Annotated in this window: 13 protein-coding genes; 8 read left to right on the top strand and 5 right to left on the bottom strand. The window is 59.3% G+C overall.

The genetic code is table 11. From position 1 onward, the window contains the following. The 4 genes from HF921_RS02240 to lnt form a co-directional block, all read left to right on the top strand. Positions 1–654 (top strand): PhoH family protein (locus HF921_RS02240; protein WP_215893228.1); only part of this gene is annotated, 654 nt, incomplete at its 5' end. Continuing rightward, positions 651–1,148, top strand: coding sequence for an rRNA maturation RNase YbeY (gene ybeY, locus HF921_RS02235; RefSeq protein ID WP_064218710.1), 498 nt, complete (start codon positions 651–653; stop codon positions 1,146–1,148). The genes HF921_RS02240 and ybeY, both read left to right, overlap by 4 nt. Next, positions 1,141–2,025, top strand: a complete 885-nt coding sequence (locus HF921_RS02230) for an HlyC/CorC family transporter (RefSeq protein ID WP_064218709.1) — start codon at positions 1,141–1,143, stop codon at positions 2,023–2,025. The genes ybeY and HF921_RS02230 overlap by 8 nt, the downstream gene beginning before the upstream one ends. Continuing rightward, the gene (gene lnt / locus HF921_RS02225) at positions 2,022–3,575 is read left to right on the top strand and encodes an apolipoprotein N-acyltransferase (protein WP_215893227.1); all 1,554 of its coding nucleotides are present in this window, start codon (positions 2,022–2,024) and stop codon (positions 3,573–3,575) included. The genes HF921_RS02230 and lnt overlap by 4 nt, the downstream gene beginning before the upstream one ends. Here lnt and pmbA read toward each other — a convergent pair. Next, the gene (pmbA, locus tag HF921_RS02220) at positions 3,511–4,857 is read right to left on the bottom strand and encodes a metalloprotease PmbA (protein ID WP_215862290.1); all 1,347 of its coding nucleotides are present in this window, start codon (positions 4,855–4,857) and stop codon (positions 3,511–3,513) included. The two genes, lnt and pmbA, sit on opposite strands and share 65 nt — an antisense overlap. A 283-nt stretch (positions 4,858–5,140) precedes the next feature. On the opposite strand from pmbA, the gene HF921_RS02215 reads away from it, so the two are divergent. From HF921_RS02215 to HF921_RS02200, 4 genes are read left to right on the top strand one after another with little or no spacing between them, the layout of a single operon-like run. After that, positions 5,141–6,034 carry a metal ABC transporter solute-binding protein, Zn/Mn family gene (locus HF921_RS02215; RefSeq protein WP_226834284.1) on the top strand — a complete coding sequence of 298 codons (894 nt, stop codon included), beginning with the start codon at positions 5,141–5,143 and terminating at the stop codon, positions 6,032–6,034. A 12-nt stretch (positions 6,035–6,046) separates the two neighbouring features. Then, positions 6,047–6,871: a metal ABC transporter ATP-binding protein gene (locus HF921_RS02210; RefSeq protein WP_215892765.1), complete on the top strand. Its 825-nt coding sequence runs from the start codon at positions 6,047–6,049 to the stop codon at positions 6,869–6,871. Between the two features lie 4 nt (positions 6,872–6,875). Further along, positions 6,876–7,781 (top strand): metal ABC transporter permease, encoded by a 906-nt coding sequence (locus HF921_RS02205; RefSeq protein ID WP_215893226.1) that lies wholly within the window; start codon positions 6,876–6,878, stop codon positions 7,779–7,781. A gap of 3 nt (positions 7,782–7,784) precedes the next feature. Next, entirely contained in the window at positions 7,785–8,573 is a 789-nt protein-coding gene (locus HF921_RS02200; RefSeq protein WP_064218704.1) for a metal ABC transporter permease, read from the top strand. Positions 8,574–8,603: 30 nt separating this feature from the next. On the opposite strand, the gene HF921_RS02195 is transcribed toward HF921_RS02200, so the two are convergent. The 4 genes from HF921_RS02195 to HF921_RS02180 form a co-directional block, all read right to left on the bottom strand. Next, positions 8,604–9,812, bottom strand: coding sequence for a DUF5666 domain-containing protein (locus tag HF921_RS02195; RefSeq protein WP_215893225.1), 1,209 nt, complete (start codon positions 9,810–9,812; stop codon positions 8,604–8,606). After that, positions 9,805–10,611, bottom strand: a complete 807-nt coding sequence (locus tag HF921_RS02190) for a DUF6502 family protein (RefSeq protein WP_215862292.1) — start codon at positions 10,609–10,611, stop codon at positions 9,805–9,807. The genes HF921_RS02195 and HF921_RS02190 overlap by 8 nt, the downstream gene beginning before the upstream one ends. Before the next feature lie 241 nt (positions 10,612–10,852). Next, positions 10,853–11,866, bottom strand: coding sequence for an NAD-dependent epimerase (locus HF921_RS02185; RefSeq protein ID WP_064220163.1), 1,014 nt, complete (start codon positions 11,864–11,866; stop codon positions 10,853–10,855). Continuing rightward, on the bottom strand, positions 11,863–12,114 hold the full coding sequence (locus tag HF921_RS02180; RefSeq protein WP_064220162.1) for a hypothetical protein: 252 nt from the start codon (positions 12,112–12,114) through the stop codon (positions 11,863–11,865). The genes HF921_RS02185 and HF921_RS02180 overlap by 4 nt, the downstream gene beginning before the upstream one ends. Positions 12,115–12,151 lie beyond the last annotated feature (37 nt).

The following is a 12,151-nucleotide window of genomic DNA, read 5'->3' as shown; positions in this document are numbered from 1 at the left end:
GTGCAGACCCTCAAAGGAATGATCCGTGGTCGCGGGCAACGGCAGCGCCGTTATCTGGAGTCCATCCGCCATAATGATCTCACCTTCGGCATTGGCCCAGCCGGTACGGGCAAGACCTATCTCGCCGTAGCCGCAGCGGTGGAGCAGATGGACAGCAATCAGGTGCGGCGTCTGGTGCTGGTCCGCCCAGCCGTAGAAGCGGGCGAACGTCTGGGTTTTCTGCCGGGATCCCTGAGCGAAAAAGTCGACCCCTATCTCCGCCCGCTTTACGATGCTCTGCATGAAATGCTGGGTTATGAGAAAGTCGCCAAACTGATGGAACGGCAGGTGATTGAAGTGGCGCCACTGGCCTATATGCGCGGGCGTACCCTGAACGATGCCTTTATCATTCTTGATGAGGCGCAAAATACCACTCCGGAACAGATGAAAATGTTCCTGACCCGCATGGGTTTTGGCGCTAAGGTCGTGGTAACCGGCGATGTGACGCAGGTAGATCTGCCGCGCGGGCAGCTTTCCGGGCTGGTGCAGGTCATGGATGTGCTCGGCGATATGCCGGGTGTGGATATGGTGTTTTTTGAAAGTGCCGATGTAGTCCGCCATCCGCTGGTGGCCCGGATTGTGGAGGCTTATGACCGCTTCGGGGCGAAGGTATGAGCCGTCTTTATTTGCGCATGGCTGTGGATGACGCCGTTGCGGCCTTGCCCCTGCCATCCCGCGCCGAGGTGCGTCGCTCGATATTACAGGCGCTGTCCGCTCCTTCGGCGCGGGCATCTGCGGACGACCGGATGTACGATCTATCCCTGACTTTTGTGGACGACACCGAAATTGCCGCCCTGAACGAGGGATATCGGGGTAAGGCAAGGCCGACCAATTGTTTGTCCTTTCCGCAGGATGTGCAGTTGCCCATGTTTCGCCGCGATTTGCTGGGCGATATTGTTATCGCGCCGGCGGTGGTGATGCGTGAGGCCGTCGAGCAGGGCAAGCACCTGCGCGATCACTATCGCCATCTGCTCATTCACAGCACCCTCCACCTCCTTGGCTATGATCATGAAGTGGCCGTCGAGGCGCAGGAGATGGAGGCGCTGGAAACCCGATTGCTGGCTGCAATGGGTGTGGCCGACCCTTACCTGAACCAAATGCATGAGTGATGATCGCAGTAGCCAGGAACGACCGCGGGGCTGGTGGGAGCGTTTTACCCAGTCCTTGCGTGGCAATGTGGAAGATCAGGATACCCTGCTGGAACTGGTCCGTGAGGCGGGCGAACGACAGATTATCGATGCCGAAGCGGCGCGGATGGTGGATGGAATTTTCCGTATGGGCGAGCTCACGGTGCGGGATGTGATGATTCCTCGGCCACAGATGGAAGTGATTGAACTGGATATGCCTTTAGCAGAGATTGTCGCCCGGGTGTCCGAGGTGGGGCACTCGCGTTTCCCTGTGGTGGGGAATGATCGCGATGATGTGCGTGGCATTCTCCTGGCCAAAGATCTGTTGCGGGGTTGTCGGGGTGATATGCCGACGCCGCGGCTGACGGAGTTACTCCGTCCGGCGACTTTTATCCCTGAAAGCAAGCATCTGGATCATTTGCTTTACGAGTTCCGCACGGGTCGGCATCACATGGCCGTCGTGGTGGATGAGTACGGTGGGGTCGCCGGGCTGATCACCATCGAGGATGTTCTGGAAATCATCGTCGGTGAAATTGAGGATGAATATGATATTGATGAGGATGTGATGATCGCGCCGCGGGAGGATGGGGATTTCCTGGTAAATGCTTTGATTCCTCTGGAAGAGTTTAACGCACATTTTGTGGCACACCTGGCGGATGGGCATGCCGACACCCTCGGTGGTTGGGTGGCTACGCGCTTGGGGCATGTGCCGCGTATGGGTGAAGTGATTGAAGAGGGGAATTTGCGCTTGGAGGTATTGCGAGCGGATCGTAAGCGGGTGCAGATTTTGCGTGTGACGCCGCCACCGCCACCGCGTAGCGCATTTCTGCCGGAAACGGCGCCTCAAGAGAGCGCGTGAAGGGTGGTGCACTGAAAACGCCGCACTTTCTTGTGCGGCTTCTGGCCGCGTTGATTTTGGGTGCGGCTTGGCCCTTGGCTTTTGCGCCCTTTGCTTTGTGGCCGCTGGCCATCGCCCTGCTTTTTGGCCTGTTTTGGCTGGCGAGCGCGGAGGAGCGTCCGCGCCGTGCGGCCGCTCTGGGTGCTGTTTTCGGTTTTGCGGCCTTTGCGGCGGGAACCAACTGGATCGCCATTACCCTGCATAATTTTGCCAACATGGATTGGGCCTTGGCTGAAGGGGCCGTGGCTTTACTGGCGGCTTGTTGTGCCGTCTATCCGGCGCTGGCCTTATGGCTGGCCACCCGCTTTTTTGTCGGCAATGCCCGGTTGCTGGCCCTGCCGGTGCTGTGGATTTTGGGGGAGTGGGCGCGGGCACGTCTTTTTACAGGCTTCCCCATGTTGGCGACGGGGTACACCCAGACCCATGCCTTCCTTGGCGGCCTTGCATCCTGGCTTGGCCAGTACGGGGTGGGGCTGGCAACCGCCGGGGTGGCGGTTATTCTGGTTTATATGCTGCGACGGCGGCAGTCCCGCCCAGTGTTGATGGGAGGCGTCGCGGCGCTCCTCATGATTTACGGTGTAGCCATGGCGGCGGCATCCGTGTCGTTCACCCATCCCGCAGGCAAACTGCTGCGGGTGAGTCTGCTGCAGGGGAATGTTGCCATCACCGAAAAGTGGAATGCGGGTAAAATCAGCGACATTTTGCATCACTACGTCGATCTGATCTTGCGGACACCGCCGAACACCCAATTGATCGTTTTGCCGGAAACAGCCTTCCCTGTTTTTCAGACGGAAATTCCGGGCTTGATCGCGCAATTGCAGCGGTGGTCAGCGATGCACCATAAAATCCTGCTCATCGGTGTCCCCGAGGATACGGGTCACAAATATTACAATGCGGCCATGGAAATCGATGGTACGGCACCTTTGCGCTGGTATAGGAAAGAGCATCTGGTGCCTTTCGGAGAATACATCCCGATGCCAAGCCTGCTCACGTCGCTGGTGCATCATTTTTTACCGGGACTGGGGAGCTTTTCTTCCGGGCATGGGCCTTATGTTTTGCCCGTGGATGGACAGAAAGCCGGTATAACCATCTGTTATGAAGAGTCCTTCTCCCGGGATGTGCGCAAGGGTGTGGAAGAAGGTGCCACCTTTCTTCTGAATATCAGTGATTATGCCTGGTACGGCCATAGCATCGCCGCGGCGCAGAGTCTGCAAATGGCGGCGATGCAGTCCTTGCAGGAGCAGAAACCCGATATTCGGGCGACCAACACCGGAATAACAGCCCTGATTTCGCCACGCGGGCAGGTGCGTGCGCAATTGCCGCAGTTTGTGGTGGGCACCCTGAATGAGGCCATACAGCCGATGGCGGGGGAAACGCCTTACGGGCGCTGGGGCAGTCTCCCTTATCTGTTGTTGAGTTTGATCCTGTTGCTGATGGCCGTCCTCCTCAGTCGCCGGCGATCGTCATCTCGTCAACAAGAATGGAGGGGCAGCCGGTATTGCCGTGGATGAGCATATCGCTGCCCACCACACTCATGCCCTGGAACATGGCCTGCAAGGTGCTGGCGATGGTGATCTCTTCAACAGGATATTGAATTTCCCCGTGTTCGACCCAGAAGCCGGCCGCGCCCCGTGAGTAGTCGCCGGTAACCATGTTGATACCGAAGCCGATGAGCTCGGTAACCAGCAGGCCGCGTCCCATCTGGCGGAGCAGGTCCTCCAGAGAGGCGTCTCCGGGTCGCAGGGTGAGATTGTGGACGCCGCCGGCATTACCCGTGGTCTTCATGTTTAATTTGCGGGCGCTGTAGCTGTCGAGAATGTAACCTTCCAATACACCGTCGGCGATAATATCGCGGTTTCTGGTGGCGACGCCTTCGCCATCGAAACTGCTGCTACCCAGTCCGCGTCGCCGTAACGGTTCTTCATAAATGCGGATGTGTTCCGGGAAGAGTCGCTTGCCGAGACTATCGACCAGGAAGGAGCTTTTGCGATACAGGCTGCCACCGCTGATGGCGCTGGCGAGGTGGCCGATGACGCTGGAGGCGACCTGATTTTCGAAAAGCACCGGGGCCTTGGTAGTGGCTACCTTGCGGGCACCCAGTCGGCGCAGAGCCCGTTGTGCTGCTGTTTTGCCGATCGCTTCCGGAGTTGCCAAAGCATCCGCTGCGCGCGCCACATCATACCAGTAATCCCGCTGCATACCACCTTTGGTATCTTCGGCAATCACTGAACAGGACAGGCTGTGCCGCGAGGAACGGCTGCTGCCTATGAATCCCAGCGTATTGCCGTAAACCGAGACTCCCTCGCCGGTGCCGAGACTGCCGCCCTCGGAGTTGTGAATACGCGAATCGCAGTCGCGGGCGGCAACCTCGCAGCGGCGTGCCAGTTCAGCGGCGGTATCGGCATCTATGGACCAAGGATGATAGAGGTCCAACTCCGGGAACTTTGTGGCAAACAGTGCGGGGTCGGCGAGCCCGGCAAAGGGGTCTGCTGCCGTATGCCGGGCAATGGTGAGTGCCGCAGAAACCGTCTCTGACAGCGCCTTGCGGGAGAAGTCAGAGGTAGAGGCGCTGCCTTTCGACTGGCCCAGATAGACGGTCACCCCCAGCCCTTTGTCCTGATGATATTCAATAGACTCGACCTCCCCCAGCCGTACCGTTACCGATAAGCCTTTGCTGGTGCTGGCGGAAGCTTCTGCCGCACTGGCCCCCTGCTCGCGGGCAAGGTCCAGTATGTCATCAACAATCTGGGTCAGTATGCCGGTATCGAGGGTGGGGTGGGGGGCTTGGCTCATGAGGTATTTTCCCGCAGGTGATGGAGTTATCGCCTTATCTTACCCCCAAGCTTCACGGCAGGGGAAGCTTGGGGCCAGGTTGAGTGGAGGCGCGTCACTTTCTCGTGCGTTTTCACGCTTGACAATGACGTGTTGTTTCACTAGATTGCAACAATGTTGCATTACAAAGATTGGTGTCTGTCTGCTGGTTGTGGCAGTGGACTCCGAGGGTTTGCCCGTGATTCCGTTTAACCACCAGAAGACCTTGGTCTGTTCAATGCCTAACCATTGCTTACGAAGCCGGATGCTTGCTCGGTTGCCACGGATCGCTTTATTTGTTGGGCTGGGTATGGCGCAGATGGCTACCGCAGCGACGATTTATGCGGTGGGCGTAGAAAATGAGTATGCCGATGTGATCGGCCAGATCGGCGGGGGCTATGTCACCGTCAACACCATCGAAAGCAATCCTAATACCGATCCCCATACTTTTGAAGCCAGCCCTGCTGTGGCCCGTGAGATCGCTGGGGCGCAGATTGTGGTTCGTAATGGCGTGGGCTACGATGGCTGGGCCAAAAAGATTCTAGCGTCCAACCCTAATCCCAAGCGCAAGGTGATTGTGGTTCGGGAGTTGCTCCGCCTGCCGGAAAGCACTAAAAACCCCCACCTCTGGTATAAACCGGAGACTATGCCTGCAGTCGCCCTGGCGGTTGCCCGAAGCCTGACGGAGCTGGATCCGGGTCATGCTGCTTATTTTGCCGCCAATGTGCGCAAGTTTGATACCTCTCTGCAGCCCTGGCATCTGGCTATCGCCAGTTTCAAGGCCCAGTTCGGTGGCACGCCGGTAGCGGTGACCGAGCCTGTTGCAAACTATCTGTTGCAGGCTGCCGGATGCGATATCAAAACACCTTGGAATTTGCAGGCCGCCGTTATGAATGGTACCGACCCTGCGCCGCAGGACGTGAGCATCCAGAATCGGCTCATCAAACAGCATAGCATAAAAATATTCGTTTACAATAAGCAAGTTACTAATTCTTTGACGAATTCTTTTCTGAGCAAGGCGAAAGCAGAGAAGATCCCCGTGGTCGGTGTCTATGAAACCATGCCGACGGGCGATAGTTATCAGTCCTGGATGCTGACGGAAACCAATGCCCTGCGTAACGCCGTGGAACGTGGCACTTTGACGACTGTGCCGAAGTAGCCCGTGTTGGCCATGTCCGATCCGATACTTTCGGTCGCTCATCTCTCGGTAGATTTGGGTGGCCGCAGCATTTTGCGGGATGTCAGTTTTGACCTTTATCCTGGCCAGCTCTGCGCCCTGATCGGTGAGAATGGGGCAGGCAAAACAACCCTGCTGCGTAGCCTACTGGGCCTGACGGCGCAGCGCTCTGGGCAGGTTCTGATTGATGGCGCACCGGCGGATCAGCGCCGCGCCCTGGTGGGCTATGTGCCACAGAAAATTGCCCTTGATCCGGACATTCCCCTGCGGACCCGTGATTTGGTGCAGTTGGGGCTGGATGGGCATCGCCTTGGTCTGCCGTTGTTTTCCGGTCGCAAGAAAGCCCTGGTAGATCAAGCACTGTACGCGGTCGGAGCTGAGGCCTTTGCCGATCAGCGGGTAGGAGAACTCTCTGGTGGTCAGCAACAGCGGGCGGTGATTGCCCATGCTTTGGTGCGTCAGCCGCGCCTGCTGATTCTCGATGAACCTCTGGCCAATCTGGATTTTGGCAGTGCCAACGCACTGGTGGCACTGCTTGGTACGTTGACCCACATCCAGCACATTGCCGTGCTGGTGACGGCTCACGATATGAATCCTCTGCTGCCGGTGATGGATCGCCTGGTCTATCTGGTGGGTGGACAGGCCGCTACTGGGAGCGTGGATGAGGTGGTGCGGCCTGAAGTGTTGGGTAAGCTCTATGGTCACCCGGTAACGGTATTGCGACATGGGCGGCGGATACTCGTGCTACCCGATGTCGCCGCTGAAGATGCCGAGGCGTGCACGGCAGCGCATATGTCGCATCCGGAAAAGGCCGATTAACGCCATGTGGAATCTTTGGATGCTTTTGGGGAATTCCGGTTTCTTCGGCAGTGAGCCGGTGCAAACCGCGCTGATCGTAGGGACTTGCGCAGCGTTGGTTAGCGCGCTGATCGGGATGTTTACCGTATTACGCGGTAATGCCTTTGCTGGGCATGCCCTGGCCGATGTGAGCAGCGCCGGAGGGGCGGCTTCCCTCCTGCTGGGCGTCAGTCCCTTGCTGGGTTTTCTGGGTATGGCCTGGATTGCGGCTTTCGGGATGGAATTTCTGGGGGTACGCAAGGTACGGGAGCGCGATCTTGCCACGGGTATTGTTCTGGGGGCAGGGTTGGGTCTATCGGCGCTTTTACTCTATCTGGATGTGACCACTACCAGCACTACGGGTGCAGCGGTATCGGTGATGTTTGGCTCCATGTTTGCGATTCCCCGGAGTCTTGTCGGTCCTGCGTTGATGGCCTCCGCTGCGGTGTTTTTACTCGCTGGTCTGCTCTACCGGCCTATGCTGCTGACGGCGGTGGACCCTGATCTGGCGGCAGCACGGGGTATTTCCCCGCGTTGGATCGGTTTGCTGCAACTGCTGACTCTGGGGCTGGCGGTGGCGGTCTGTGCCCTGGCCATCGGCGCGGTGCTGGCGACGGCTTTGCTCATCGGTCCGGCGGGTGCGGCGATTCGCCTGAGCAGACGCCCTGCGCAGGCGATATTCTGGGCTAGTGTTATCGGTTTGACGGCAGTCTGGGGTGGTATCTGGATGGCCTATGAAAGTTACTATTGGTTTTCCGGTAATGCCTGGCCAGTGAGTTTTTTTGTGGTGACGCTGGTATTTCTGTTTTATCTGGTGGCGGTGCTGGTGGCTAGGGTGACGGGCTTGTCGGCGCGTCCGAAACCGGTCATCTGGCCGCACTGCGAAGCATAAGACATGTTCTCCAGTTTCATGATTAATACCTGGATAGCTGGCACTGCCATCGCGTTTGTCGCGGCTTTCGTCGGATTTTTTGTGGTGGCCAGGCGTTCGGCTTTTGCCGCCCATGCCCTACCGCTGGGAGCCTTTCCGGGGGCGGCGGCAGCCAACCTGATGGGGATCAACCCGCTGATCGGGCTGCTGATTTTTGTCGGAATAGGTGTTTTTCTTCTGCGCCAATTGGTGCGCATGGGGCGCCGCGATGTGGGTACGGGGCTGGTGTTGGTGCTGTTTCTGGGGATGGGTGCGTTGTTACTCAGTATGACCAGGGAGTATGCGCCGGCGGTATTTTCTTTGCTTTTCGGCGAGGTGCTTGGGGTGAGCGACGCAGATTTGCTGCCCATACTGGGTATTTGCGCGCTAGTGGTTATGGGGATCTCTCTGTATTTTCGGCCACTCTTGCTGGATTCGACTTTTCCCGATCTGGCGGCCTTGCAGGGGATCCGTGCCGCACGCATGGATCTGGTGTTCCTGACCTTGCTGGCCTTGGTGACTGCCACGGCTTTGCCGGTTGTGGGCGCCTTTTTGGTGTTCACCCTGCTGGTCGGCCCGCCAGCTGCCGCCCAGGCGTTGAGCGGCAATCCCATGCGCGTGCTGATGCTATCCGTGATGCTTGCAGAGGGTTGTATCTGGAGCGCCATTGTGCTCTCTTACTGGACCAACTGGCCCATCGGTTTTTTTGTCGGGAGCATCGGCGCGGGCTTGTTTACGGTGGCGCGTTCTTACCGGCACTGGAATCAGCGTTGATTCAGCACCCTCAAACTGCCGGATTTTGGATTAATCGTTATCAGGGAGTTCCGGCCTTTCCACCAGGGGTTCGATCTCCGGGGGGCCAAATTCCGGGCGCTCGATTTCGGGATGATGTAATACGGGAGGGAGCACGGGCATCCGCGGTATGATGGGGAAGTCAAAGTCCATGGGGTTGACGCTGAAAATGATCCGCTCTGCGTTGACGACCCCCGGTGCCTGGACCCTCCCCTCGATGGCGACCATGCTGCCTGCCTGCATGTCCGCGGCATCCCCGTTTTCATAGAGGGTGTGGTGGTTCTCCACGAGGGATACCCCGTGGGTGGTCCATCCATCCGTTCCGCGATCCAAGTAACCCAGCAGTGACACCCGGTTGCCGACCTCCTGCGCTGCCAGCGCAGTGGGGCTTATACTTTCCGCGCGGGTCTTGCCGTCGGTGTATTCGCCCCTGACCACCACGGATTGCCCCACCTGGATGGCACGGAGCAGAGTTCCGTTGACCTTGAGTTTGGTTGCCCCGACTTCCAGGGTGTTCTGACCGGGATAAATGGCGTCCACCCGGCCTCGAAGCAGCAACGGGACCCGGGCGGGCGCGGCATCCGCCGGATAGCGACGACAGATTTCCGTCGCCAGCCAATGGCCATTCCCCCGGTCCAGGCCGCTGACCGATACCACGTCACCGGCCTTCAAGGCCGCGAAGGGCAGGGATTGGTCCGAGTTGCGCACGGTGAGGGGGGTCATTTTGCCCGCCTGGATGGTTTCGCCGAGAATGGTGAATTGTCGCTTGGCCGCATCGACGTTCGTCACCCTGCCGATAACGGCATGTTCCACCCGTACTACCTGGGCGACGGCCTGCCCGTCGGCGGCGGCTTGGACGGTGACCCGGTCCCCGAGGCGCAGGTCTTTTGCCGTGCCCGCAGTGCCGTCGACGCTATAGCGGGTCTGTGGGCTCAGGACATATTCCTGACCGTTGACATAGATGCTGCCGAAGCGCTGGATTACTCCCAGGGCCGTGATGCCCGTGCCCCCGATGCCGCCGGGATGGATGCCCGTGCCTCCGATACCACCGGGGTGGATACCCGTGCCCCCGATGCCGCCAGGATGGATGCCCGTGCCCCCGATACCATCCGGGGTGGCACCCGATCCACCAACGCCGCCCGCCGGGTTGGGAAGGGCCCATGCCTCCGGCAGGGTCGCCAATCCCAGGACCAGGACCCACCAGCGCAGAGCTTTAGGCATGCTCCCCTTCCCCCGTCACGGCGTCCTCTTCGTAATAATAGACGCCCAGGCGCAGCCGCCGCCGCGGTCCCTCGGGCGACTCGGCCGCGCTCAGCCGTTGGTGGGCTTCCCGCAGTAGTCGTTCGCTCATCCGATAGATCTCCGGCCGCGCCTCCTCCAGCACCGCCGCGGGCAGCGCATCGAAATACAGCGCCCGTTCCAAAAAGGGTTCCCCCCCTTCCAGATTGTGTACCGCGCTGCGCAAGTGATCGCCGACGTTCTCCCCCAAAAAGGCTACCCGGTCTTCCGGCAGGGCGGAAATATAGGCATGGCGCAACAGACGCACTATCCCTTCCTTTTCTTCCGCCACCCCCACCCGGCCCAATTCGTCCAAAATGGCGCGCGGACGCATGTCGGCCTTGACCCGGCGTGCCAGCCCCTCAAAGCTCGGGGACGCCTCGCTGCGCAGGGGCAGCGGCTGGGGTTGCCCGGCGGGGTCTGCATAGTCCGCCATCGACACCCAGGCGGCCACCACCTGCGCCGCGATGTTGGCCCCGTGCCGCAACATCGGCCGCTCGCCGTGCTCCTCCAGCAGAAGTCGCAGCCGTTTGACCTCCTTGCGGTGGATCCCGGTCAGCAGGCTGACCCGGCTGTCCGTCAGCGTCCGTCCGTCGGCCTCCCCATAGTGCTGGCTCGCCTCCGCCACGTACACCATCTTGAGCGCCTCCGCCAACGCTCCATAGGTCCACCCCTGTCCGATCAGATACCGGACCAAAGGGCGCAGGATCGCCAACACCGCCGTTTTCAATGTGCCATTCATGGCCTGCCTGGACTCGTTTACCTAGTTTCCGTATCGATTGTAGCATGTCGTGAAATATGGACCCACCATTCTACCTCTTGCCTCACTACTCGTGACGCACACGCAATGCCCCTCCGTTAGCCAAAGCAGAACACGGGGGCAAGATTTCACCCCGCGCCGACTGCCATTATCGCCCGACAACCGGTCAGCAGAAGCGCCGCTATGTCCAATCCATTGTGCCGTGGTGCGGAGTCACCTGTTTTCAAGAGGCGTCGTAATAATTCCGATACCAGGCGACGAAACGGGCAAGGCCATCACGTAAGGGGGTGGCGGGGGAAAAACCCACCGTCTCCTGCAATTCACCCACATCGGCATAGGTGGCAATAACGTCTCCGGCCTGCATGGGTAGCCATTCGATATCGGCCTTGCGCCCCAGCAGATCCTCCAGGATCGCGATGAAATCCAGCAAGGCTACAGGGGTATGGTTGCCAATATTGTAAAGACGGAAGGGGGCATCGCTGGTGCTCGGATCCGGTTGCTCCGTCGAACTCGGAGCAGGGTGTGGTGCGAAGTCCAGGAGCCGTACTACGCCTTCGATGATGTCGTCGATATAGGTGAAATCCCGGCGCATCTGACCATGATTGAAAACTGGGATGGGCTCTCCGGCAAGGATCTGGCGCGTGAAACGAAAATAGGCCATGTCCGGTCGACCCCACGGTCCGTAGACCGTGAAGAAACGTAAGCCGGTGCAAGGAATGCCGAAGAGATGTGCATAGCTATGGGCCATGAGTTCACCGGCCCGCTTACTGGCGGCGTAGAGGCTGAGCGGATGATCGACCCCGTCATGGACGCTGTAGGGCAGACGGGCGTTGGCGCCATAAACCGAACTGGAGGAGGCGAAAAGCAGATGATCAACGGCCTGGGCGCGACAACCCTCCAGAACATTGGCGAAACCGACCAGATTGCTGTCGACATAAGCGGCGGGATCCTGGAGGGAATGGCGGACGCCCGCCTGGGCCGCAAGATTCACCACCACATCAAAATGTGGCCCGGCGAAGAGACTTTTCATGGCCTCCCGGTTGGCAAGATCCACGGTGTGGAATTGAAAATCCGGATGGTTTTCCAGATGCGCCAGGCGATCCCGCTTGAGGGCGGGGTCATAATAGGCGTTGAGGTTGTCAAGACCATGCACGATCCACCCTTCGGTCAATAGACGGCGGCACAGGTGGTAGCCGATGAAGCCCCCGGCCCCGGTGACGAGAATCCGCCTGCTCATGAGAAAGTCTGCGCCAGGAGGGTGTGCAGACAATGGCTGCCCCCTCCCTGCACCGTACCGACGTTCGTCCCCGCACCGCTCTGGTAATTGCCCTGCAGGGTCTTGGGCATGAGGATATGGCGGCGGCGGATCACGCCATCGCCCCTGCAACGCCGCCGAACGGTGTTCGGCGCGGCCTTATTCCGTCTCCAGGTCACTGATGAATATGCCAGGGTCTTGATCCCCCGCAGGTTGTTTTCCAAGTTCATCGCTATCTTCCATCTCCATGATTAAATTTAAGATACG

Origin of the sequence: Acidithiobacillus ferriphilus (assembly GCF_018854775.1) — a bacterium.
In the GTDB taxonomy this organism is placed as follows: Bacteria; Pseudomonadota; Gammaproteobacteria; order Acidithiobacillales; family Acidithiobacillaceae; genus Acidithiobacillus; species Acidithiobacillus ferriphilus.
This window is presented reverse-complemented; position numbering and strand designations above follow the sequence as displayed.